Annotated in this window: 19 protein-coding genes; 13 read left to right on the top strand and 6 right to left on the bottom strand. The window is 62.3% G+C overall.

The genetic code is table 11. The annotated features are described in order from the left end of the window. Positions 1-73: 73 nt before the first annotated feature. Positions 74-514: a universal stress protein gene (locus AC07XM_RS19055; RefSeq protein ID WP_016485636.1), complete on the bottom strand. Its 441-nt coding sequence runs from the start codon at positions 512-514 to the stop codon at positions 74-76. Positions 515-624: 110 nt separating this feature from the next. Here AC07XM_RS19055 and AC07XM_RS19050 point away from each other — a divergent pair, with 110 nt between their 5' ends. The 7 genes from AC07XM_RS19050 to AC07XM_RS19020 all read left to right on the top strand — a co-directional run bounded on the left by AC07XM_RS19050 (position 625) and on the right by AC07XM_RS19020 (position 9051). Next, complete coding sequence (locus tag AC07XM_RS19050; protein ID WP_016485637.1) at positions 625-1062, top strand: hypothetical protein; 438 nt, start codon at positions 625-627, stop codon at positions 1060-1062. 625 nt (positions 1063-1687) lie between these two features. Next, a complete protein-coding gene (gene fadB / locus AC07XM_RS19045; protein ID WP_102689583.1) occupies positions 1688-3835 on the top strand; it encodes a fatty acid oxidation complex subunit alpha FadB in 2148 nt (715 codons plus the stop codon). Positions 3836-3866: 31 nt separating this feature from the next. After that, positions 3867-5042: an acetyl-CoA C-acyltransferase FadA gene (gene fadA / locus AC07XM_RS19040; protein ID WP_012271343.1), complete on the top strand. Its 1176-nt coding sequence runs from the start codon at positions 3867-3869 to the stop codon at positions 5040-5042. A gap of 76 nt (positions 5043-5118) precedes the next feature. After that, the gene (locus AC07XM_RS19035; RefSeq protein WP_016485639.1) at positions 5119-5370 is read left to right on the top strand and encodes a DUF1653 domain-containing protein; all 252 of its coding nucleotides are present in this window, start codon (positions 5119-5121) and stop codon (positions 5368-5370) included. 100 nt (positions 5371-5470) lie between these two features. Then, entirely contained in the window at positions 5471-8080 is a 2610-nt protein-coding gene (gene topA / locus AC07XM_RS19030; protein WP_016485640.1) for a type I DNA topoisomerase, read from the top strand. Positions 8081-8251: 171 nt separating this feature from the next. Beyond that, complete coding sequence (locus AC07XM_RS19025; RefSeq protein ID WP_016485641.1) at positions 8252-8767, top strand: DUF6586 family protein; 516 nt, start codon at positions 8252-8254, stop codon at positions 8765-8767. A gap of 50 nt (positions 8768-8817) precedes the next feature. Next, complete coding sequence (locus AC07XM_RS19020; RefSeq protein WP_003248777.1) at positions 8818-9051, top strand: hypothetical protein; 234 nt, start codon at positions 8818-8820, stop codon at positions 9049-9051. Positions 9052-9099: 48 nt separating this feature from the next. Here AC07XM_RS19020 and sulA read toward each other — a convergent pair whose 3' ends face one another. Continuing rightward, a complete protein-coding gene (gene sulA / locus AC07XM_RS19015; protein WP_016485642.1) occupies positions 9100-9576 on the bottom strand; it encodes an SOS-induced cell division inhibitor SulA in 477 nt (158 codons plus the stop codon). Positions 9577-9589: 13 nt separating this feature from the next. Continuing rightward, entirely contained in the window at positions 9590-10198 is a 609-nt protein-coding gene (lexA, locus tag AC07XM_RS19010; RefSeq protein ID WP_016485643.1) for a transcriptional repressor LexA, read from the bottom strand. 215 nt (positions 10199-10413) lie between these two features. On the opposite strand from lexA, the gene AC07XM_RS19005 reads away from it, so the two are divergent. The 3 genes from AC07XM_RS19005 to nagZ are packed head-to-tail and all read left to right on the top strand — an operon-like array spanning position 10414 to position 12706. After that, positions 10414-11121, top strand: coding sequence for a TetR/AcrR family transcriptional regulator (locus AC07XM_RS19005; protein WP_016485644.1), 708 nt, complete (start codon positions 10414-10416; stop codon positions 11119-11121). A gap of 39 nt (positions 11122-11160) precedes the next feature. Beyond that, the gene (locus tag AC07XM_RS19000; RefSeq protein ID WP_016485645.1) at positions 11161-11685 is read left to right on the top strand and encodes a L,D-transpeptidase; all 525 of its coding nucleotides are present in this window, start codon (positions 11161-11163) and stop codon (positions 11683-11685) included. Between the two features lie 22 nt (positions 11686-11707). Further along, positions 11708-12706 (top strand): beta-N-acetylhexosaminidase, encoded by a 999-nt coding sequence (gene nagZ / locus AC07XM_RS18995; RefSeq protein ID WP_172455937.1) that lies wholly within the window; start codon positions 11708-11710, stop codon positions 12704-12706. Positions 12707-12831: 125 nt separating this feature from the next. Here nagZ and AC07XM_RS18990 read toward each other — a convergent pair whose 3' ends face one another. The 3 genes from AC07XM_RS18990 to mfd are packed head-to-tail and all read right to left on the bottom strand — an operon-like array spanning position 12832 to position 20185. Further along, entirely contained in the window at positions 12832-16149 is a 3318-nt protein-coding gene (locus tag AC07XM_RS18990) for a DEAD/DEAH box helicase (protein ID WP_016485647.1), read from the bottom strand. A gap of 4 nt (positions 16150-16153) precedes the next feature. Further along, a complete protein-coding gene (locus AC07XM_RS18985) occupies positions 16154-16726 on the bottom strand; it encodes a CsiV family protein (RefSeq protein ID WP_016485648.1) in 573 nt (190 codons plus the stop codon). Positions 16727-16735: 9 nt separating this feature from the next. Beyond that, on the bottom strand, positions 16736-20185 hold the full coding sequence (gene mfd / locus AC07XM_RS18980; protein ID WP_031311939.1) for a transcription-repair coupling factor: 3450 nt from the start codon (positions 20183-20185) through the stop codon (positions 16736-16738). Positions 20186-20352: 167 nt separating this feature from the next. On the opposite strand from mfd, the gene AC07XM_RS18975 reads away from it, so the two are divergent. The 3 genes from AC07XM_RS18975 (at position 20353) to sthA (ending at position 24570) form a co-directional block, all read left to right on the top strand. Then, positions 20353-21816: a glyceraldehyde-3-phosphate dehydrogenase gene (locus AC07XM_RS18975; protein WP_016485650.1), complete on the top strand. Its 1464-nt coding sequence runs from the start codon at positions 20353-20355 to the stop codon at positions 21814-21816. A 156-nt stretch (positions 21817-21972) separates the two neighbouring features. Further along, entirely contained in the window at positions 21973-22971 is a 999-nt protein-coding gene (locus AC07XM_RS18970; protein ID WP_024717338.1) for an FAD:protein FMN transferase, read from the top strand. A 204-nt stretch (positions 22972-23175) separates the two neighbouring features. Beyond that, complete coding sequence (sthA, locus tag AC07XM_RS18965) at positions 23176-24570, top strand: Si-specific NAD(P)(+) transhydrogenase (protein WP_016485651.1); 1395 nt, start codon at positions 23176-23178, stop codon at positions 24568-24570. The last annotated feature ends 4 nt before the right edge of the window (positions 24571-24574 follow it).

Raw genomic sequence — 24574 nt, 5'->3', positions numbered from 1 at the left:
CGCTCCCACAGGTATCGCGGCGCGGTCCCTGTGGGAGCGGGCTTGCCCCGCGAAGAGGCCGGTACAGGTTAAGTCATTCTTTCTTCTGCAACCGCACCGCCAGTACATCGCACGGCGCACCATGCAGCACGTCATTGGCGGTGGAACCCAGCAGCAACGCCAGGCCATGGCGGCCATGACTGCCGACCACGATCAGGTCGCAATTCTGTTCCTTGGCCAGTTGGTGGATTTCCTGGCGCGGTTGGCCGTAGGTCAGGTGGGAATCGCCGCGCTGGATGTCCGGGTATTTGTTGAACAGGCGGTCCATGCGCTCCTTGGCCTGGTCGAACTGTTGCTGTTGCAACTGCGACAGGTCCATCGGTACGTCACCGCCGAATGCCATGGCCATCGGCTCGACGATGTGCACCAGGGACACCTTGGCGCCTGAGGGCTCGGCGAGCTTCATGGCACGCTTGATCACCGGGTCGCATTCTTCGGTCAGGTCGACGGCGACCAACAAATGTTCATATTGCATGAGCGGTACTCCTGGCAATCGCGATAGAAGAAGTATGGTCGCTTTCGGGCGGGTCTACCGTGAAAAATGGCTAACCAGCTCATTTGCAACGCTTTATGGGAACTACTGATATGACGGTATTGCTGGTGGTGTCAATCCTTGCGCTGATTCTCAGCCCGCTTTCCTGGCTGCGAGGCTCGCGCAAGCAGAGCGAGCAGATGAAGTTGCGGCTGGAGGCCCGGCGCATGGGGTTGGCCATGCAACTGGCGCCGCAGCAGTGGCCGCACTGGCTCGAAATGGAGCCGCCAAGCCCTTGCCCGCAATACCACCGGGCGCGGCGTCGCGGGCATGAGGACAGCTTCAGCTTCTGGCAGGTCACCCCAGGGGTGTGGTGGAACCAATGGCGCGAGCCCTGCGAAGATCCTCGCTTCATCGAGGCCTTGGCGCGCTTGCCGGCGAGCGTCTACAAGGTCGAAGCCGACGCGCGGATGATCGCCCTGTACTGGACTGAACGGGGTGATACGGCTGTATTGCAGGATGTTGCCTACGTCCTCGAAACCCTGGCCTGAAACCTCGTGGGGCCACGTCGTGCCCGTAGGGGCAGCCTTGTGCTGCGAAGAGGCCGGTATGCCTGATAGTACTGTTCCGGGCGTATCGGCCTCTTCGCCGCACAAGGCGGCTCCCACAGGTACGGCGTAGGCGTTCAGGGCTTTAAACGACAAAGCGGCGGCTTGGCAGAACCCTGAAGGGGTGGGGTGCCAAGTCGCCGCTTTGCGTTTCTGCTACGCAGAAAAGGCCAGGCAGGCCGGGTATTCATTCAAGCAAGTGCCAGTGTAGCCGCACTGGGGTGCCGCGCAAGCCGTAAGATGCAGCACTGTCCAACCGGGCGTGGTCAATCGCTGACGTGAATGGTCGGCGATCACTGTCATCATGTTTTGCACCCGGACGATACAAAGTGACTGGAAAGTCGCGTTTTCGTCGTGCTCCTGAGCATTTGACAACGCCGATCTTTTCGGAGAATGTGTGCACACCCAAATCAAACGGGCGTATGAATTGAGCGTTTGTATGTCATGACGCCAAGCCATACTTCCGACTAGCGCGCTGACGGGTGTGCCTGGGGCAGGGCAGCTAGGCCTGCTTCTGCTGCAGCGATCGGCGTGTACAGTTCAGCTTCCATATCGTGGAGATCAGTTGATGATTTACGAAGGTAAAGCCATCACGGTTAAGGCTCTTGAAAGTGGCATCGTCGAGCTCAAACTCGACCTCAAGGGTGAGTCCGTCAACAAGTTCAACCGCCTGACCCTGAACGAGCTTCGCCAGGCCGTCGACGCCATCCAGGCCGACGCCTCGGTCAAGGGCGTGATCGTCAGCAGTGGCAAGGACGTGTTCATCGTCGGCGCCGACATCACCGAGTTCGTCGACAACTTCAAGCTGCCCGAGGCCGAACTGGTCGCCGGCAACCTGGAAGCCAATCGCATCTTCAGTGCCTTCGAAGACCTCGAAGTGCCGACCGTTGCTGCCATCAACGGCATCGCCTTGGGCGGCGGCCTGGAAATGTGCCTGGCCGCCGACTACCGGATCATGTCCTCCAGCGCCAAGATTGGCCTGCCCGAAGTCAAACTGGGCATCTACCCCGGCTTTGGCGGCACCGTGCGCCTGCCGCGCCTGATCGGTTCGGACAACGCTATCGAGTGGATCGCCTCCGGCAAGGAAAACCGTGCCGAGGACGCCTTGAAAGTGGGCGCTGTTGACGCCGTGGTCGCCCCTGAGTTGCTGCAGGCCGGTGCCTTGGACCTGATCAAGCGGGCCATCAGCGGCGAGCTGGACTACAAGGCCAAGCGTCAGCCGAAGCTGGAAAAGCTCAAACTCAATGCCATCGAGCAGATGATGGCCTTCGAGACCGCCAAGGGCTTCGTTGCCGGCCAGGCCGGCCCGAACTATCCGGCCCCGGTCGAAGCCATCAAGACCATCCAGAAGGCCGCCAACTTCGGCCGCGACAAGGCCCTGGAGGTCGAAGCCGCAGGCTTTGCCAAGCTGGCCAAGACGTCGGTTGCCGAAAGCCTCATCGGCCTGTTCCTGAACGACCAGGAACTCAAGCGCAAGGCCAAGGCGCATGACGAGATTGCCCACGACGTCAAGCAGGCCGCCGTGCTCGGCGCCGGCATCATGGGTGGCGGCATCGCTTACCAGTCGGCGGTCAAGGGCACCCCGATCCTGATGAAGGATATCCGCGAGGAAGCTATCCAGCTGGGCCTGAACGAGGCCTCCAAGCTGCTCGGCAACCGCGTCGAGAAGGGCCGCCTGACCCCGGCCAAGATGGCCGAGGCACTCAACGCCATTCGCCCGACCCTGTCCTATGGCGACTTCGCCAATGTCGACATCGTCGTCGAAGCTGTAGTCGAGAACCCGAAGGTCAAGCAAGCTGTGCTGGCTGAAGTGGAAGGCCAGGTGAAGGACGACGCGATCCTCGCTTCCAACACCTCGACCATCTCCATCAACCTGCTAGCAAAAGCGCTCAAACGCCCGGAAAACTTCGTCGGCATGCACTTCTTCAACCCGGTGCACATGATGCCGCTGGTTGAAGTGATCCGTGGTGAGAAGTCCAGTGAAGTGGCGGTGGCCACCACCGTGGCCTACGCCAAGAAAATGGGCAAGAACCCGATCGTGGTCAACGATTGCCCGGGCTTTTTGGTCAACCGCGTGCTGTTCCCGTATTTCGGCGGCTTTGCCAAGCTGGTCAGTGCCGGTGTCGACTTCGTGCGCATCGACAAGGTCATGGAAAAGTTCGGCTGGCCAATGGGCCCGGCTTACCTGATGGACGTGGTTGGCATTGACACCGGCCACCACGGCCGTGACGTGATGGCCGAAGGCTTCCCGGACCGCATGAAGGACGACCGCCGCTCGGCCGTCGACGCGCTGTACGAGGCCAACCGCCTGGGCCAGAAGAACGGCAAGGGCTTCTACGCCTACGAAACCGACAAGCGCGGCAAGCCGAAGAAGGTCTTCGATGCCACCGTGCTCGACGTCCTCAAGCCGATCGTGTTCGAACAGCGTGAAGTCACCGACGAAGACATCATCAACTGGATGATGGTCCCGCTGTGCCTGGAGACCGTGCGCTGCCTGGAAGACGGCATTGTCGAAACCGCCGCCGAAGCCGACATGGGCTTGGTCTATGGCATTGGTTTCCCTCCCTTCCGCGGTGGTGCGCTGCGCTACATCGACTCGATCGGCGTGGCCGAATTCGTCGCACTGGCCGATCAGTACGCCGATCTGGGGCCGCTGTACCACCCGACTGCGAAGCTGCGTGAAATGGCCAAGAACGGCCAGCGCTTCTTCAACTGAGCGGTCAACGAGCTAGAGCGAGAGATTTGATATGAGCCTGAATCCAAGAGACGTGGTGATTGTCGACTTCGGTCGCACGCCAATGGGCCGCTCCAAGGGTGGCATGCACCGTAATACCCGCGCCGAAGACATGTCGGCGCACCTGATCAGCAAGCTGCTGGAGCGCAACGGCAAGGTCGACCCGAAAGAAGTCGAAGACGTGATCTGGGGCTGCGTCAACCAGACCCTGGAGCAAGGCTGGAACATCGCCCGCATGGCGTCGCTGATGACCCAGATTCCGCACACGTCTGCAGCGCAGACCGTCAGCCGCCTGTGCGGCTCTTCGATGAGCGCCTTGCACACCGCTGCCCAGGCGATTATGACCGGTAACGGCGATGTGTTCGTGGTCGGTGGCGTGGAACACATGGGCCACGTCAGCATGATGCATGGCGTGGACCCTAACCCGCACCTTTCCTTGCATGCTGCCAAGGCTTCCGGGATGATGGGCCTGACTGCAGAAATGCTCGGCAAGATGCACGGCATCACCCGGGAGCAGCAGGACCTGTTCGGCGTGCGTTCGCACCAGTTGGCCCACAAAGCCACGGTCGAAGGCAAGTTCAAGGACGAGATCATCCCGATGCAGGGCTATGACGAGAACGGCTTCCTGAAGGTATTCGATTTCGACGAAACCATTCGCCCGGAAACCACCCTCGAAGGCCTGGCATCGCTCAAGCCCGCGTTCAACCCGAAAGGCGGTACTGTCACCGCCGGTACCTCGTCGCAGATCACCGACGGCGCTTCGTGCATGATCGTCATGTCTGGCCAGCGTGCAATGGACCTGGGTATCCAGCCATTGGCGGTGATTCGTTCGATGGCGGTGGCAGGTGTTGATCCGGCGATCATGGGTTATGGTCCGGTACCGTCGACCCAGAAAGCGCTCAAGCGCGCCGGGCTGACCATGGCCGACATCGACTTCATCGAGCTCAACGAAGCCTTTGCTGCACAGGCCTTGCCAGTGCTGAAAGACTTGAAAGTGCTCGACAAGATGGATGAGAAGGTTAACCTGCACGGCGGCGCCATTGCTTTGGGTCACCCGTTCGGTTGCTCCGGGGCACGCATTTCGGGCACCCTGCTCAATGTCATGAAGCAGAATGGCGGTACTCTGGGGGTGGCGACCATGTGCGTCGGCCTCGGCCAAGGTATCACCACTGTCTTCGAACGCGTCTGATCGCGTTGCGGGACAGCAACCGGGGCCTTGTGCCCCGGTTTTGTTTTTACAGGTTTTATTCAAGAGGGTGGGCAACATGCAGATACAACCAGGCGTATACCGGCATTACAAAGGGCCTGAGTACCGTGTCTTCAGCGTTGCGCGGCACTCCGAGAACGAAGAGTGGATGGTGTTCTACCAATGCCTGTATGGTGATTACAGCTTCTGGGTACGCCCCCTTTTGATGTTCCAGGAGTCCGTCGAGGTTGACGGCGAGCAGGTGCCACGCTTTGCTTTGGTCAAGGCCGAAGAAGGGCTGCCTGGGTTGCTGGGCAAGTCGCACGAGTGATTGTCCGAGCTTGACCTCACACTTTTGCCACTATATATAGCGGTGCCGCGTTTGGTACCTGACGCGTTTTTCATTTTCAGATTCAGGAATACTCCGATCCATGGGCAAATCGCTGGTCATTGTGGAATCCCCGGCCAAGGCCAAGACCATCAACAAGTACCTGGGCAACCAGTACGTGGTGAAGTCGAGTATCGGCCATATCCGAGACCTCCCCACCAGCGGTTCGGCCAGCGCAAGCAAAGAGCCGGCCGCCAAGCGTGGCAAGGCCGCGGGTGAGGCTCCGGCCCTGTCGCCGAAAGAAAAGGCCCGTCGCCAGCTGGTGGCACGCATGGGCGTCGACCCGGATCACGGCTGGAAGGCCAAGTACGAGATCCTGCCTGGCAAGGAAAAGGTGATCGAAGAGCTGCGTCGCCTGGCCAAGGATGCCGACACCATCTATCTCGCAACCGACTTGGACCGCGAAGGGGAAGCCATTGCCTGGCACCTGCGCGAAGCCATCGGTGGTGACGACACACGCTACAAGCGCGTGGTGTTCAACGAAATTACCAAAAAGGCCATCCAGGAAGCCTTCTCGCAGCCAGGCGAACTGGACATCGACCGGGTCAACGCTCAGCAGGCGCGGCGCTTCCTCGACCGTGTGGTTGGTTACATGGTTTCGCCGCTGTTGTGGGCCAAGATTGCTCGCGGCCTGTCTGCTGGCCGTGTGCAGTCGGTCGCGGTGAAGCTGGTGGTGGAGCGCGAGCGTGAAATCCGTGCATTCATCCCGCAAGAGTACTGGGAGATTCATGCCGACCTCGGTACCGCCAAGAACGCCAAGGTGCGTTTCGAGGTGGCGCGCGAGAAGGGCGAGGCCTTCAAGCCGCTGAACGAAGCCCAGGCCATGGCTGCGCTGGAGAAGCTCAAGGCTTCCAGCTACAGCGTGGTCAAGCGTGAAGACCGCCCGACCAGCAGCAAGCCGTCGGCGCCGTTCATTACCTCCACCCTGCAGCAGGCGGCCAGTAACCGCCTGGGCTTCGGGGTGAAAAAGACCATGATGATGGCCCAGCGCTTGTATGAGGCCGGCTACATCACTTACATGCGTACCGACTCGACCAACCTGTCGGTCGATGCCCTGGACATGGCGCGTAGCTACATCGAGCGCGAGTTCGGCAAGCAGTACCTGCCGGATGCGCCACTGGTTTACGGCAGCAAGGAAGGGGCCCAGGAGGCGCACGAAGCGATTCGTCCTTCCGATGTGAATACGCACCCGACCAAGCTCAGCGGCATGGAGCGCGACGCCGAGCGCCTGTACGAGCTGATCTGGCGCCAGTTCCTGGCCTGCCAGATGCCCCCGGCGCAGTACCTGTCCACCAGCGTCACCGTGGCTGCGGGCGACTTCGAGCTGCGTGCCAAGGGCCGTATCCTCAAATTTGACGGTTATACCCGCGTGCTGCCGCAACAGAGCAAGCCGGGCGAAGACGACGTGCTGCCTGAGATGGTCCAGGGCGAAGCGCTGAAGCTGATTCAGATCGACCCGAGCCAGCACTTCACCAAGCCGCCGGCGCGCTTCACCGAGGCCAGCCTGGTCAAGGAAATGGAAAAGCGCGGCATTGGTCGCCCGTCGACCTATGCGGCGATCATCTCGACCATTCAGGACCGTGGTTATGTGACCTTGCATAACCGCCGTTTCTATTCCGAGAAAATGGGCGACATCGTCACCGAGCGCCTGTCGGAAAGCTTCTCCAACCTGATGGACTACGGCTTTACCGCCGATATGGAGGAGAACCTCGACGACGTGGCCCAGGGCGAGCGTGACTGGAAAAACGTACTCGACGAGTTCTACGGCGACTTCAGCAAGAAGCTGCAGACTGCAGAGTCCAGCGAAAACGGCATGCGCGCCAACCAGCCGACCATGACCAACATTCCGTGCAAGGAATGCGGCCGGCCGATGATGATCCGCACCGCTTCCACGGGTGTTTTCCTGGGTTGTTCGGGTTACAGCCTTCCGCCAAAAGAGCGCTGCAAGGCCACCGTCAACCTGGTGCCGGGTGACGAGATTGCCGCTGATGACGAGGGTGAATCGGAATCCCGCGTGCTGCTGGGCAAGCACCGTTGCCCGATCTGCGCCACAGCGATGGACGCCTACCTGCTGGATGAGAAGCACAAGCTGCACATTTGCGGTAACAACCCCGATTGCGTTGGCTACGAGATCGAAGAGGGCAGCTACCGCATCAAGGGTTACGAAGGGCCGAGCCTGGAGTGCGACAAGTGTGGCAGCGAGATGCAGTTGAAGACCGGCCGTTTTGGCAAATTCTTCGGCTGCACCAACCCGGCGTGCAAGAACACCCGCAAGCTGCTCAAGAGTGGAGAGGCGGCGCCGCCGAAGATGGACAAGGTGGACATGCCGGAGCTCAAGTGCGAGAAGGTGGACGACACCTACGTGCTGCGTGACGGTGCTTCGGGGTTGTTCCTGGCTGCCAGTCAGTTCCCGAAAAACCGTGAAACCCGTGCGCCGCTGGTGCTTGAAATTGTGCCGCACAAGCACGAGATCGATCCGAAGTACCACTTCCTCTGCGATGCGCCACAGAAAGATCCAGAAGGCCGCCCGGCAGTTATCCGCTACAGCCGCAAGACCAAGGAGCAGTACGTGCAGTCCGAGGTCGATGGCAAGCCGACCGGCTGGAAGGCCTTCTACGACGGCAATGCCTGGAAGGTTGAAGACAAGCGCTGATCTTTCGGTGCTTTAATTGGGGCCGCTTTGCGCCCCTTCGCGGCACAAGGCCGCTTCTGCAAGGAATCGCGTTCTCTTGCAGGAGGGCCTTGTGCCGCGAAGGGGCGCGAAGCGGCCCCAATCATTTATGATGCATGTATTCGCCTTGCAGCCTGATGGGAGGGCAAAGAAATGGCCCAGGAAACCTACACTCGCACCAACCAGAAACTGTTCTTCGCCGGCCTCGCTCTGGAGTCCATGGCCAAGGCTGAACAAAGCCAGGCCATGAATGCACAGGGCCTGGTTCAGGCTGAGCGCGAATCGGCGCTGTTCCACCTGTATGGCGCGCTGCTGGGCCTGTGCCATGAAATCGGGGTGTTCTACCGCCTGCCGGTGGTTGCAACTGTCGAGCAAGCGCTGGCCGACGACGCGCTGAATGGCATCGCTATCCCGGAAGTGGCCGAGCTGCTTGAGCTTGCCCGTCAGCGCGAAACCTGGCTGGCGCAAATGCTGGGTGCTTATGCCGATTTGTTCCGACCACCGGTCGCCAGGAAAGCGCCGAAAACCGATGTCACGCAGCCTCTGATCCAGGCCGTCAATCTCGATGAGCCCGAGCATCCTGCGCTATCGCGTACCGAGCTGGAAAGCTGGCGCAACAACCTCAAGGGTTTGGTGAGACGTTTCCGCGATGCGTTGAGTGAGTGCTGATAGCCGTTACGGCTGGTACAATACGGACCTTTCGCGGAGAACTGCCATTTATGTCTACGTCTTTTCTGGAAATTGTCGAGTTGCCTGATGGCCGCATCGAACTGCGTCGCGCTGAGGATGAGGGCTCTCTGGTAACCCTGGATTTCTCGGAAGACGCCAAGGTGTTCCTGCAGGGCCAGCATGTAGAAGTGGCCAAGGCCATGCTTAGCGTGGGCGTGCAGATGGCCGGCCGCCTCATGGATGGTGAGCTCGAACGTGATGAAGGGCCGCGTGTGCTGCACTGACCGTGCAGCAGCCAGCAGGGTTTTCGAATGACAGGCAAAGCCTGAGCATCAGCCGAGGCGGATGTTCAGGCTTTGTGCGTTTCCGACACTGGCGGCGCGCAGCAATTGCTGGCGAGCGGTGGCGTTGACGTTGCCCAGCCAACTGACCACCGTGTGACTGCGGCCCAGGCGCAAAGCTTCGCAGGCCAGTTGCAGCGGGGTTTGATTGCCACGAGGTTGCAGCAGCAAGATGCGTTCACGGTTGAGGCCGGCATCGCGCAGCCAGGCCTGGGTCAGGCTCGACGGCGGGGCGATCAGGGTCAGCCAGCGGGCCGCGTCCTCTTCGCTCAGTTCGCGCAGTACCGGTGCCAGCAGGCTTTGGCAGTGACCGGGCGCGCCGCGCAGCGACAATTCGCTGAACAGTTCAGGCTGGTTGTGCTTGCGCGCCAGTTCGCTGGCTTTCAGGCCAGGTAGCACGGGCTGGGCGAGAAATGCTTCGAACAGGGGCAACTGGGCTTGCTCGGGTGCGTGAATGAACTGCTGCATGACGCCTCCTGGATCAGCGGCGAATGACGCCGACGCTCAAACCCTCAATCACCAGTTCCTGTTCTTTCAGGTCGACTTCGATGGGGGCGAATTCGGGGTTTTCGGCAAGCAGCCAGACCTTGCTGCCTTCACGCTTGAAGCGTTTGACGGTCACTTCGTCGCCGATGCGGGCGACGACAATCTGGCCGTTGCGGGCTTCGCGGCAGGTGTGAACTGCCAGCAGGTCGCCGTCGTAGATACCGACGTCCTTCATGCTCATGCCGTGTACGCGCAGCAAATAGTCGGCCTGGGGGTGGAAGAAGGCGGGGTTGATATTGCAGGATTGCTCAATGTGCTGTTCGGCAAGAATCGGCGCACCGGCAGCAACCCGGCCAATGATAGGCAGGCCGCTTTCTTCTGCCTTGGTTTCCAGGCCGGGAATGCGGATGCCACGGGAGGCGCCCGGGGTCATCTCGATTGCGCCCTTGCGGGCGAGGGCCTTGAGGTGCTCCTCGGCGGCGTTGGGCGATTTGAAGCCCAGCTCCTGAGCGATCTCGGCGCGTGTCGGCGGGAAGCCGTTGTCTTCGAGGCAGCGCTTGATGAACGCGAGAATTTCGGCTTGGCGTGGCGTCAGTTTCAACATGGTGAGCGCTCTGTCTTTTTGTACAGTGACTGGGATTATATACAGTACTGGATGCGCTGCAAGCCAAAAGGCGCATTAAACCTGAACGCTGGCACTTGCAGCACGCCGCCTGGGGCTTTTAAATGGCGACCGCCCGGTCACCGAGCCTTGACAGAAGCAGGACTGAAACGTATGTTTCAAACACCTGTTTGTCTGGCGGAGTACGCGGAGTAGTCATGGCCCAATCGGAAACCGTTGAACGCATTCTCGATGCTGCCGAGCAGCTGTTCGCGGAAAGGGGGTTTGCCGAAACCTCATTGCGGCTGATTACCAGCAAGGCCGGGGTGAACCTGGCGGCCGTCAACTATCATTTCGGCTCCAAGAAAGCGTTGATCCAGGCGGTGTTCTCGCGCTTCCTCGGGCCGTTCTGCGCCAGCCTGGAGCGCGAGCTGGAGCGTCGCCAGGCCAAGCCGGAGCACAAGCCCAGCCTCGAAGAGCTGCTGGAGATGCTGGTGGAGCAGGCGTTGGTCGTGCAACCTCGCAGCAACAACGATCTGTCGATCTTCATGCGCCTGCTGGGCCTGGCATTCAGCCAGAGCCAAGGCCACCTGCGGCGTTACCTGGAAGACATGTACGGCAAGGTGTTCCGCCGCTACATGCTGCTGGTCAACGAGGCTGCGCCGCGTATTCCACCACTGGAACTGTTCTGGCGCGTGCATTTCATGCTCGGCGCCGCCGCCTTCAGCATGTCCGGCATCAAGGCGCTGCGTGCGATCGCCGAGACTGACTTTGGCATCAACACCTCGATCGAGCAGGTGATGCGCCTGATGGTACCGTTCCTGGCTGCAGGCATGCGTGCCGACAGCGGCGTCACCGACGAAGCCATGGCCACGGCGCAGCTGCGACCACGCAGCAAAACTACCGCTATTACCGCCAAGGCCTGAAGGCTGGGCGGGGCAGGGCGCTTCGGCTAAGCTAGCGCCATGCCCGATCTCGACCTGCTGCACATTTCCCTTGCCGACCAATGCCTGTATGGCTTTGCCCGTGGCCAGCTGCGCGTGCGCGTGCCGGTTTCCACGTCGCGCAACGGTGCGGGCGAGCGCCACGGTTCGGGTTGCACACCGCGTGGCCTGCATCAAGTGCGGGCAAAAATTGGCGCGGGTCTGCCGCTTGCTGCAGTGCTGGTCGGGCGGCGCTGGGCGGGTGAGGTGTGGTCGCCGGTATTGCACGCGCAATACCCGGGCCGTGACTGGATACTCACCCGCATCCTCTGGCTCAGCGGCTGTGAGCCGGGGCTTAACCGCCTGGGCGCGGTCGACACCTTCCGCCGCTACATCTACCTGCACGGCACCCCGGATACGGAACCCATGGGCGTAGCGTTGTCCCATGGCTGCATACGCCTGCGCAACACTGACTTGCTAAGCCTGTTCGAGCGGGTGCCGGCCCATTGCCCGGTGCGTATCGAACAGGCCGCCTGCCCCCAGTGGGCCTCTCTTTGTCTTCAATGAAGGATTACCCATGACCGTCAGCCTGCAAGGCTCCCTGATGGTGGATATCGCCGGTAAATGGCTGACCGCCGAAGACCGTCACTTGCTGCGCCAACCCGAAGTGGCCGGCCTGATCATTTTTGCCCGCAACATCGACAGCCCGCGCCAGGTGCGTGAGCTGTGCGCATCGATCCGCGCCATACGCCCTGACCTTATTCTGGCGGTAGACCAGGAGGGCGGCCGCGTGCAGCGCCTGCGCCAGGGTTTCGTGCGCCTGCCAGCCATGCGTGCGCTGGCCGACAATGACAACGCCGAGTACCTGGCGGAGCAGTGCGGTTGGCTGATGGCGACCGAGGTGCTGGCGGTTGGCCTGGACCTCAGCTTTGCACCCGTGCTGGACCTGGACCACCAGCGCAGCGCCGTTGTCGGCAGCCGTGCCTTCGAGGGCGACCCCCTGCGTGCCACGCAACTTGCGGGGGCGTTCATCCGCGGTATGAATGCGGCGGGCATGGCTGCCTGTGGCAAGCACTTCCCCGGCCATGGCTGGGCCGAGGCTGACTCGCATGTGGCCATTCCCACCGATGAGCGCAGCCTTGAGCAATTACGCCAGGCCGACCTGGTGCCGTTCACGCGCCTGAGCGGCCAGCTGGCGGCGGTGATGCCGGCGCATGTCATCTACCCGCAGGTTGACAACCAGCCAGCCGGTTTTTCGCGGCGCTGGCTGCAGGACATCCTTCGCGGCGAGCTGGGCTTTGACGGGGTGATCTTCAGTGATGACTTGTCGATGGCCGGTGCGCATGTGGTGGGTGATGCGGCCAGCCGTATCGAGGCAGCGTTGAGCGCCGGCTGTGACATGGGCCTGGTGTGCAATGACCGGGCGGCAGCGGAGCTGGCACTGAGTGCGGCGCAACGTATGAAGGTCAAGCCATCGCCGCGGATTGCGCGGATGCGCGGGCAAGGGTTTGCGCGGACCGATTATCGCCAGCAGCCGCGCTGGCTGGAGGCGTTGGGGGCGTTGAAGGAAGCTCAGCTGGTCGATTGACTGCCTCGGCCGCTTCGCGGGCATGCCCGCTCCCACAGGTACTGCGCATGCCAGATAGCGGTGCGGTCACTGTGGGAGCGGGTTCACCCGCGAAGAGGCCAGCTTGGGCAGTGAAAGTTGATGGTTTACCGCCCACGCTTGCCTGGCAATGGCGCAAACAGTGCCTCGATTTCTTCATCGCCCATGCGCCATTGCCCAGCCTGCCCGCCATCCAGCAAGCTGGCTGCCAATGCCGCTTTCTCCTGCTGCAACATCTGGATCTTCTCTTCCACCGTACCCCGGGTAATCAGCTTGAACACGAACACTGGCTTGTCCTGGCCAATCCGGTACGCCCGGTCGGTGGCCTGGTTTTCGCTGGCCGGGTTCCACCAGGGGTCGTAGTGGATCACCGTGTCTGCGGCCGTCAGGTTCAAGCCCACCCCGCCTGCCTTCAAGCTGATCAGGAACACTTCGCTGTCACCCTGCTGGAACTGCCGCACTGGCGTGCGCCGGTCGCGCGTGTCGCCGGTCAGCAAGCTATAGCGGATCTTGCGTTTCTGCAGCTCCTGCTCGATAAGTGCCAGCATCGAGGTGAACTGCGAGAACAGCAGTACCCGGCGCCCTTCGCTGAGCAGCTCCTCGAGCATTTCCAGCAGCGCGCCCAGCTTGCCCTTGTCGGCCTGGTTCCCATGGCTTTCCACCCCTTTTACCAGGCGCAGGTCGCAGCACACCTGGCGCAGCTTGAGCAGGGCGTCGAGGATGACGATCTGGCTGCGCGCGGCGCCATTGCGAGCGATTTCGTCGCGGACTTTCTGGTCCATGGCCACTCGCACGGCCTCGTAGGTGTCGCGCTGGGCGTCGCTGAGCTCGACCCAGTGCACCATCTCGGTCTTGGCGGGCAACTCGGTGGCCACCTCCTCCTTGGTGCGGCGCAGCAGGAAGGGGCGAATACGCGTGACCAGGTGGGCCAGGCGCTCAGCGTCGCCATGGCGCTCTATCGGGACGCGGTAGTCCTGGTTGAACCGTTTGAGGTCGCCCAGCCAGCCGGGCATGAGGAAGTGGAAGATCGACCACAGCTCGCCCAGGTTGTTTTCCATCGGCGTGCCGGTGAGGCACAGGCGCTGGCCGGCCTGTAGCTCGCAGACGGCGAGGGCGGCCTTGCTGGTGCTGCTCTTGATGTTCTGTGCCTCGTCCAGCACCAGCATGTGCCAGGCTTGGGCGCGCAGGTGTTCCAGGTCGCGTGGCATCAGGGCGTAAGTGGTCAGGACCAGGTCGTATTCGTGCAACCGGGTGAAATGCTTGCTGCGCCCTGGGCCATGCAGTGCCAGTACGCGCAGGTCAGGGGCGAAACGCTGGGCTTCGTCCAACCAGTTGGGTATCAGGCTGGTGGGCATGACCGCCAGGGCCGGTGCGCCCAAGCGCCCGGACTGTTTTTCCAGCAGCAGGTGTGCCAGGGTCTGCAGGGTCTTGCCCAGGCCCATGTCGTCGCCGAGGATGCCGCCGGTACCCATCCCTCGCAGTGCCTGCAGCCAGTTCAGGCCCTGCTGCTGATACGGCCGCAAGTTGGCCCGCAGCCCGGCGGGGGGTGGCACTTGCAGCTCGCGGGCATCGCGCAGGCGGCGGCCCAGGTCGCGTACGTGCTCGCCCCCTTCCCAGTGCAAGGGCAGGCCCTCGATTTCGTTCAGGCGCGCGGCGTCGGCGCGCTCCATGCGCAGGCTCGGGCCAGCGGTGTCTTCGTGCAGGTACAGCTCACCCAGGGTGCCCATCACGGCCTTGATGCGGCCGTAGGGCAGGGCGACGCGCAATGCCGGTGTGTCCAGGCGGCCGCGGTTGAGGTCGATCAGCAGGTGTTCATCGTCACTGCGCCGGGCCAGTTCGCTGGGGCGCAGCAGCTCTGGGCTGCTGCGCAGCAGTTGCAACACGATGGGCAACAGGCTGTGACGCTGGCCATCGACCACAATGCCCAGCTCCAGGTCGAACCATTCATGGCCGGGCGCCTCGTCGATGGTCGCATACCAGTCGTCCACCTCCTGCAAGTTGAAGGCGAAATCGCGGTGTATGTCGATGTTCCAGCCGGCTTCGCGCAGGCGCGGCAGACCTTCGCGTGCAAAGCGCAGCCAGGCTTCGTCGTCGGGCAACTGATACATTTCGCCGGCACTGTCGGGCAGGGCCTTGCTCTGCCGAGTGGCGGGTTTGAAGCCCAGGTCGCGTAACGCATTGCGCAGGGCTAGCTCGGCTTGCGGCTGTCGGCGAATTCGCTGGCTGGTGCTGCCCGCCAGGCGGGTCAGCGGCTTCTCGTCGGTGCCGCTGACCTGCAAACCGTCATAGTTGAATGCCAATGCGGCGCGGTGTTGCATTTGCCGTTGCATGCGACCGGTTTTCGGCATGTAGGCGGTGTATTCAAGGCTGCCGAGCGCAAGAATGGGCTTGGGCTGGATGTGATCGAGCAACTGCTCCTGCACTGGCGTCGGCGTCGGCACCTTGTGGCTGAGGGCATTGAGTTTATGGCTGAGGGGTACGACCAGGTGCTCGGGTACATCGGGGGCAATAGTCAGCTGCACGGCGACATGCGGATCCAGGCTGTGCTCAACCTTGCCCACTTCACTGGTCAGCAGATCGAAGTAGTAAAGTGGCAGCAGCGGGATGACGCAGCGCAGCATTTCCTCGCCGCTGTACCACAGTCCCCGGTAGTTTCCGTTGTCCAGGCGTACCCAGCGGAACTCGGCATGGCGCACCGGGCCTTGATGAAGCGGTGGGAAGCCGACATCGTAAAACATGCGCCCGGTTTCGAGTGCGCGCTGGAACAACTCGCCACCTTCCTGGCCCTTCAGTTTATAGCCGCGGTCCTGGCCGCCGCCCTGATTCAGGGCCGAGAGCAGGCGCAGAATGCGGGTGTCTTCTTCCGTCACGAAGCGCGGTGGCTCGTAGAGAAAGTCGTACAGTGACTGGACGCGGCTGAAGCGTATGCCGTCCTCGGTTCGTGTGCCCTTGCGTACCAGCAGGGCGCAGCCGGCATCATCGGTGAGGTCGAGCTGGTAGCACACCATGCGTCCGCGTTTGTCTTCGGCTGCGTTGGGCTTGGGCGGGGCCTGCTCCAGGCCGCTCAACCAGTGCTGCAGTTCCGCGGACAACGTTGCCGGGTCGGCTTGCGTGGCCTCATGATTGGACCAAGGGTCGCTTATGCAGAACAGTGCAGCGGCGCAATGCTTGCAGTTTTGCCCTACAGGGCAATCGCATTCACCGTGCACATGGCAACGGCCGCCGGCTACGTGCAACTCGATGCTTTGCCGATAGTGGTTGTCGCCACTCCCTTGGCAATTGGCCGTGATGGTCGGCCCATAGAAGCCTTCCAGTTCGACCCTGCCTTCCTCGGCATAGCGCTCACCGCGTTGCAGGGCAGCTTTGCTGAACGATTGGGTCCAGTTCGGATAAGCGTTCACCATCTCGGCGGCATCTTGCTTCATCGGATTACTGCTCCATCATCTCCGGGTCCATCACCGGCATTTTCGGCGTACCCGGTGGTGTCACCTTCAGCAGCACCGCCAGGTGCCCGCCGTCGAGGAAGGTCAGCTGGCCGGCCTTGACGTTGCTGTTGTTCTGCCTGAACTGCTCGCTTTGCAGCACGCTGCCGTTGCCGTCCAGCTGGTTGACCCAGAAGTTGGCCTCGACCGAGATGAAGCGGCCTTGCGCGATGCTCAGGTTGCCTTCGATAGGGAAGTGGCCGAACTGTTCGGCGCCTTCGCCCAGGGCAATGCGGCCAGGTTCGCTGCCGACCTGCTGCTGCCAGGCCTTGTGCATCAATACGGTGTAGTCGGCGGTGGCTTCCAGGCGGGTGGCTTCGTCTTCCAGCGCCAGTGGGCGCTCTGCGTCTTTTGCCAGGCGTGGGGCGCCAGCGCTCCAGTCTTCCGGGGCGAACGGGCTGGTGAAGGCGGGCACGCTGTTCTGCCGCACCAGAATCATTTCTACCTGATACAGGCCTTCGGCGAAGGCGGCTGGCGCGAACAGCGCCAGCAGCAGGGTCAGGCAACGGATGGCACGCATGGATCTTCCTTAGGCAGGCTGTGGGGTCAGGCGCTCGAACAGCGCCTCCAGGGTGTTGAAACGTTCGTCGGGGCGTTCCATCGGCACAAGGAAGCGGAACTGGGTAGCGCCTTCGAACTTGTAGCGTTTGGGCTGGCCCTGGATCAGCTTGATCAGGGTCAGCGGGTCGACCGGGGTTTCGGCTTCGAACTCGAGCTTGCCACCATTGGGGCCAGCATCGACTTTCTTGATGCCGAGCTTTTCCGCCTGCAGCTTGAGCGAAGTCAGGCGCATCAGGTTCTTGGTCGGTTCTGGCAGCAGACCGAAGCGGTCGATCATTTCCACTTGCAGGTCCTTGAGGCCTTCTTCGTCGGCGGCCGAAGCAATGCGCTTGTACAGGATCAGCCGTGCATGCACGTCAGGCAGGTAGTCCTCGGGGATCAGTGCTGGCAGGCGCAGGTTGATCTCCGGGCCGCCGCCAAGCGGTTGCTCCAGATTTGGCTGGGTACCCTTGCGGATCGCCTTGACCGCGCGTTCGAGCATTTCCATGTACAGGGTGAAGCCCACCGCCTGGATCTGACCGCTCTGGCCTTCGCCCAGCAGCTCGCCCGCACCGCGGATTTCCAGGTCGTTGGTGGCCAGCACAAAGCCAGCACCCAGGTCCTGGGTGTTGGCGATGGCTTCCAGGCGTTTTTCAGCGTCGGCGCTGACTTTCTGTCGGGTTGGGGTCAGCAGGTAGGCGTAGGCCTGGTGGTGGCTACGGCCGACCCGGCCACGCAGCTGGTGCAGCTGGGCCAGGCCAAACTTGTCGGCGCGCTCGATGACGATGGTATTGGCGCTAGGCACGTCGATGCCGGTTTCGATGATGGTCGACGCCACCAGCACGTTGAAGCGCTTGTGGTAGAAATCGCTCATCACCTGTTCCAGCTCGCGTTCGCGCATTTGCCCGTGGCCGATGCCGATACGTGCCTCGGGCACCAGTTCGGCAAGGTCGGCGGCGCATTTTTCGATGGTTTTCACATCGTTGTGCAGGTAGTACACCTGGCCACCGCGCAGCAGTTCGCGCAGCAGTGCCTCCTTGACCGTGCTCTTGTTCTGCTCCATGACAAAGGTGCGCACCGACAGGCGGCGCGCTGGCGGCGTGGCGATGATCGACAGGTCGCGCATGCCGGCCACTGCCATGTTCAACGTGCGCGGGATCGGCGTAGCGGTCAGGGTGAGGATGTCGACCTCGCTGCGCAGTGCCTTGAGCTGCTCTTTCTGGCGCACACCAAAGCGGTGCTCTTCGTCGATGATGGCCAGGCCCAGGTCCTTGAAGCGCACATCGTCCTGCAGCAGCTTGTGGGTGCCGATGAGGATGTCGATCTTGCCTTCGGCCAGGTCGGCGGCGGCGGCGGCCACTTCCTTGGCCGACTTGAAGCGGCTCATCACCTCCACGGTCACCGGCCAGTCGGCAAAGCGGTCGCGGAAGCTGTTGTAGTGTTGCTGGGCGAGCAGGGTAGTGGGCACCAGCACGGCGACCTGGCGGCCACTGTGCACGGCGATGAACGCCGCCCGCATGGCCACTTCTGTCTTGCCGAAGCCGACGTCGCCACACACCAGGCGGTCCATTGGCTTGGGCGCGAGCATGTCAGCCCGCACCGCCTCGATGGCCGTTTGCTGGTCCGGGGTTTCTTCGAACGGGAAGCCGGCGCTGAACGTGGCGTAGTCGGCGGACGGGTCGGCAAACGCATACCCTTTGCGCGCGGCCCGGCGGGCATAGATGTCGAGCAGTTCGGCGGCCACGTCGCGCACCTGTTCGGCGGCCTTGCGCTTGGCCTTCTGCCAGGCTTCCGAGCCCAGCCGGTGCAGCGGTGCCAGGGCATCATCGCTGCCGGTGTAGCGGGCGATCAGGTGCAGGTTGGCCACCGGCACGTACAGCTTGGCGTTCTCGGCGTATTCCAGGGTAAGGAATTCGGCAGCCTGGCCTTCGATTTCCAGGGTGGCCAGGCCCAGGTAGCGGCCCACGCCATGGTCGATGTGTACCACCGGTGCGCCTTCGCGCAGCTCGGTGAGGTTCTTGATGACCGCGTCGTTGGCGGTTTCGCCACGCTTGTCGCGGCGGCGGCGCTGCATCACGCGCTGGCCGAACAGTGGGCTTTCCGCGACCAGGGCCAGGCCTGGGTCGTCCAGCAGCAAGCCGTCATCCAGCGGGGCGATGGTGATCGCCAGGCGCTCGCTTCCGGTGATGAAGTCGGCCCAGCCGTCGACAGTGTGCGGCCGCAGTTTCAATCGTTCGAGCAGCTCCAGCAACACTTCGCGGCGGCCGGCCGATTCGGCGGTGAACAGCACGCGGCCGGGGAACTGGTCGAGGAAGTTGGCCAGCTCGGCCAGCGGCTGGTTGGCCTTGGCCTCAATCGCCAGGTTGGGCAGGGCGCGCGCCGGGAAGCGCTCGCGGCCCGCGCCCGGTTCGATGTCTTCGCTGCTGACCACCACTCGCGGCCACTGCTTGAGCCGGGCGAAGCAGTCCTCCACTGGCATGAACAGCTCGGCAGGCGGCAGCAGCGGCCGGCTGAGGTCGCCACGGCGGTCTTCATAACGGCCGCGCACGTCGTTCCAGAAGTGTTCGGCGGCCTGTTCCACGCCAGGCAGCGAAAACACCTGGGTGTCGGCCGGCAGATAGTCGAACAGGGTGGACGTTTCTTCGAAGAACAACGGCAGGTAGTACTCGATGCCGGCCGGGATGATGCCGCTGGCCAGGTCCTGGAAGATCGCACTGCGGCGGAAATCGACGTCGAAGCGTTCACGGAAGCGTGCCTTGAAGCGGGTCACTTCCTCTTTTTGCATCGGAAATTCGCGTGCCGGCAGCAGGCGCACCGAATCCACCTTGTCGATCGAGCGCTGGGTCTCGGGGTCGAAGGTGCGCAGTGTCTCGATCTCGTCATCGAACAGGTCGATGCGGTAGGGCAGCTTGCTGCCCATCGGGAACAGGTCGATCAGCGCGCCGCGCACGGCGAACTCGCCATGCTCGTAGACGGTGTCGACGCAACGATAGCCACTGGCCTCCAGGCGTGTGCGCATCTGCTCCACGTCGATGGTCTGGCCCACGTCCAGCACCAGGCTGCTGCCCAGCAGGAAGCGGGTGGGCGCCAGGCGGTGCAGGGCGGTGGTGACCGGCACCACGAGGATGCCATGGCTCAGTTCCGGCAGGCGGTACAGGCTTGCGATGCGCTGGGAAATGATGTCCTGGTGTGGCGAGAACAGGTCGTAGGGCAGGGTTTCCCAGTCGGGGAATGGCAGCACCGGCAGGTCCGGGGCGAAGAAGCGCAGCTCCTGCTCCAGACGGTCGGCGGCCTGGCTGTCGGCTGTCAGCAGCAGGGTGAAGCGGCCAGCGTTGCTGGCGGCCTCGGCGATGGCAAGGCTGAGGGCGGCACCGGGCAGGTTACCCCAGGTTTGTTTGCCGGCCGTGGCCGACATGTGCGGTAGGCGCAGAACTGACACGGGAGATTGCACTCCAAGCGTTGCGGCAAAGACACCGATTGTACCGGTGACCGTGCCGGCTGTCAGGCTCGAAAGGGCGTGAACGCTGGCTTGCGTGACTGCGACAGGCGCTCATTGCCGGTTCCGCGTCGGGGCGTCATAATGTAGCCCCTTTTTTCTGTCCCTACATGTGGAAGGTTCCCGTGACTCAGAAGCCCGACCAGTGTCTTGGTGAGTGGATTGATCGTGAAGCTCTGGCTGAAGCGATGATCCCGCTTATCGGTCAGCTCTACCGCAACAACAACGTGGTGAGCTCGATTTATGGCCGTAGCCTGATCAACCGTTCGGTTATCTCGATCCTCAAGGCGCACCGCTTTGCGCGTCATCGTCAAGCCGACGAAACCGAGCTGTCCGTCCACGAGACATTCCCCCTGCTCAAGGCCATGAGCGAGCTGAAACTGGGCGCCGCTTCGGTCGACCTGGGCAAGCTGGCCAACAAATTCAAGCAGGAAGGCAATGGCCGTACTGCCGAGCAGTTCGTCCGTGAAGAACTGGCCGACGTGGTTGGCCAGCAGAACGCTTCGGCGCGCAAAGGCACCGACGTTGTCCTGTACGGCTTCGGCCGCATCGGCCGCCTGCTGGCGCGTATCCTGATCGAGAAGACCGGTGGTGGCGACGGCCTGCGCCTGCGCGCCATTGTCGTGCGCAAAGGCGCCGAGAACGACCTGGTCAAGCGTGCCAGCCTGCTGCGTCGTGACTCGGTTCACGGCCCGTTCGACGGCACCATCACCATCGACGAAGCCAACAACACCATCACTGCCAACGGCAACCTGATCCAGGTTATCTACGCCAAGAGCCCGAGCGAAGTCGACTACACCCAGTACGGCATCGAAAACGCGTTGATCGTCGACAACACCGGGGTATGGCGTGATGCCGACGGCCTGGGCCAGCACCTGGCCTGCCCGGGCGCTGCCCGCGTTATCCTCACCGCACCTGGCAAGGGCGCGCTGAAGAACATCGTGCACGGCATCAACCACGGTGACATTGCTGCCGATGACAAGATCATCTCGGCGGCCTCCTGCACCACCAACGCCATCGTGCCGGTGCTCAAGGCTGTCAACGACAAGTACGGCATCGTCAACGGCCACGTCGAAACCGTTCACTCGTTCACCAACGACCAGAACCTGATCGACAACTTCCACAAGGGCAGCCGCCGTGGTCGTGCCGCGCCGCTGAACATGGTCATCACCGAAACCGGCGCAGCCACTGCTGCCGCCAAGGCGCTGCCGGTGCTGAAGGGCAAGCTGACCGGCAACGCCATTCGCGTACCTACGCCGAACGTTTCGATGGCCATCCTGAACCTGAACCTGGAAAAGGCCACCAACCGCGACGAAATCAACGAGTACCTGCGCCAGACCGCCATGCACTCGGAACTGCACAAGCAGATCGACTACGTCAGCTCGCAGGAAGTGGTTTCGACCGACTTCGTTGGCTCGCGCCACGCCGGTGTCGTTGACGCTGAAGCCACCATCGCCAACGACAACCGCGTTGTCCTGTACGTCTGGTACGACAACGAATTCGGTTACAGCTGCCAGGTGGTTCGCGTGATGGAAGACATGGCCGGTGTGAACCCGCCAGCGTTTCCACGCTGATTCGCTTGTAAGGCAATGAAAAAACGGGAACCTTCGGGTTCCCGTTTTTTTTGCTTGCCGTGGGTTGTGTGGTGCCTGTGAGATCGAGCGCCGCCCGCGCGGCGCTCGATATGCGCCATACCCCAAAGCCCAAGCCAAGCACCCAGGAACCGAACCTTGCGCACAGCCTTACTGTTCATTTTCCTGCTGCTCACCGCCTGCAACCAGGGCCCCACCCTTGAGCGCCTGGGCGGCCCGACCATGGGTAGCAGCTACAGCATCCAGTACGTTCGCGAGCCTGGCGGCCCGGCGCCGGCCCAGGTGCAGGCAGCGGTCGAAACCATTCTTGGTGAAATCGACCGGCACTATTCGACCTACCGCGGCGACTCTACCGTCAGCCGGTTCAACCAGTTGCCCGCCAACCAGTGCCTGGCCCTGCCACCCGACATGCTTGAACTGGTTGCCCTTGGCCAGCACCTGGCCGAGCAGAGTGAGGGTGCCTTTGACCTCACCGTTGAACCCTTGCTTGACCTGTGGGGTTTCGGCCCCCAGGCCCGCCATGAGCGGGTACCCGACCCGCAAGCCGTGGCCCAGGTTCGTCAGCGTGTGGGTTACCGGCACTTGCATATCGAAGACCAGGCCCTGTGCAAGGACGCCCCGGTGCAGCTCGACTTCAATAGCATCGCCGCCGGCCATGCCGTGGACTTGATCGCTGCGCGCCTGCGCGCCATGGGTATAGCCAGTTTTGTCGCCGAAGCCACTGGCGAGCTCAAGGCGGTTGGCCGCAAGCCCGATGGCAGTCCCTGGCGCATCGCCCTGGAGTTGCCCCGTGAAGACCGCCAGATCGCCCGGCAGATCATTGCAGTCAATGAGCTTTCAGTCTCAACCTCGGGTGACTATCGGCACTATTTCGAGGAGAATGGCCGGCGTTATTCGCACACCTTCGATGCCCGCCTCGGGCGCCCCGTGCAGCACGACCTGGCTGCAGTCACCGTACTGGACGCCTCGGCGTTGCAGGCCGACGGCTATTCGACACTGCTGCTGATCCTTGGCCCTGAGCGTGGCTGGGATTTTGCCGTGGCGCACGGCTTGGCCGCGGTATTGGTGACTCGGGCCGAGGGTGGCTTCGTCTCTCGAGCTACGCCCGCATTCGAACGGGCGGTGAAAGGCGATTGAAAGCGCAGGCAGGGATGATGGCCGCCAGGGAATGGGTGAACCAAATGTAGTGCGGGCAAAATTGGCCTACGACGCGACCAAGGGTTAATGTGCGCGGCGTTCAGGCTTGATTAGACTGCACCCGAATTTTCTCATGACGCCCCGGCGGCATGATCGCGTCCCGCGAGCGACCGTGGCTTGCGGGCCAGTTCTGAAGGAGTACGCATGGCTGTCTACAACTACGACGTAGTGGTGCTGGGTTCCGGCCCGGCCGGTGAAGGCGCGGCAATGAACGCCGCCAAAGCAGGGCGCAAGGTAGCGATGGTCGATGACCGTCGCCAGGTCGGTGGCAACTGCACGCACCTGGGTACCATCCCGTCCAAGGCACTGCGTCACTCGGTGCGGCAGATCATGCAGTTCAACACCAACCCGATGTTCCGGGCGATCGGTGAGCCGCGCTGGTTCTCGTTTCCGGACGTGCTGAAAAGCGCCGAGAAGGTGATTTCCAAGCAAGTTGCATCGCGCACCGGCTACTACGCCCGCAACCGTGTTGATGTGTTCGTCGGCACCGGCAGCTTTGCCGACGAGCAAACCGTTGAAGTGGTGTGCCCGAACGGTGTAGTTGAAAAGCTCAACGCCAAGCACATCATCATCGCCACCGGCTCGCGCCCTTACCGCCCGGCCGACATCGACTTCCACCATCCGCGGGTCTACGACAGCGACACCATCCTCAGCCTCAGCCACACCCCGCGCAAGCTGATCGTGTACGGCGCCGGTGTGATCGGTTGCGAGTACGCGTCGATCTTCAGCGGCCTGGGCGTGCTGGTAGAGCTGGTGGATAACCGTGGCCAACTGTTGAGCTTCCTGGATTCGGAAATTTCCCAGGCACTGAGCTACCACTTCAGCAACAACAACATCACCGTGCGCCACAACGAAGAGTATGAGCGTGTCGAAGGCCTGGACAACGGGGTGATCCTGCACCTGAAGTCGGGCAAGAAGATCAAGGCCGACGCCTTGCTGTGGTGCAACGGCCGGACCGGCAACACCGACAAGCTGGGCCTGGAGAACATCGGCATCAAGGTCAACAGCCGTGGCCAGATCGAGGTCGACGAGGCTTATCGCACTACCGTGCCGAACATCTACGGCGCCGGTGACGTGATCGGCTGGCCGAGCCTGGCCAGTGCCGCCCATGACCAGGGGCGTTCTGCGGCTGGCAGCATCGTCGACAATGGCAGCTGGCGCTTCGTCAATGACGTACCGACCGGCATCTACACCATTCCGGAAATCAGCTCGATCGGCAAGAACGAGCAGGAACTGACCCAGGCCAAGGTGCCATACGAAGTGGGCAAGGCCTTCTTCAAGAGCATGGCGCGTGCGCAGATCGCCGGCGAGCCGCAGGGCATGCTGAAGATCCTGTTCCACCGTGAAACCCTGGAAATCCTCGGCGTGCACTGCTTCGGCTACCAGGCTTCGGAGATCGTCCATATCGGCCAGGCGATCATGAACCAGCCGGGTGAGCAGAACAACCTGAAGTACTTCGTCAACACCACGTTCAACTACCCGACCATGGCCGAAGCCTATCGGGTAGCTGCCTACGATGGCCTGAACCGGCTTTTTTGAGCGG

The organism is Pseudomonas sp. GW460-LB5 (genome assembly GCF_059423245.1).
This window is presented reverse-complemented; position numbering and strand designations above follow the sequence as displayed.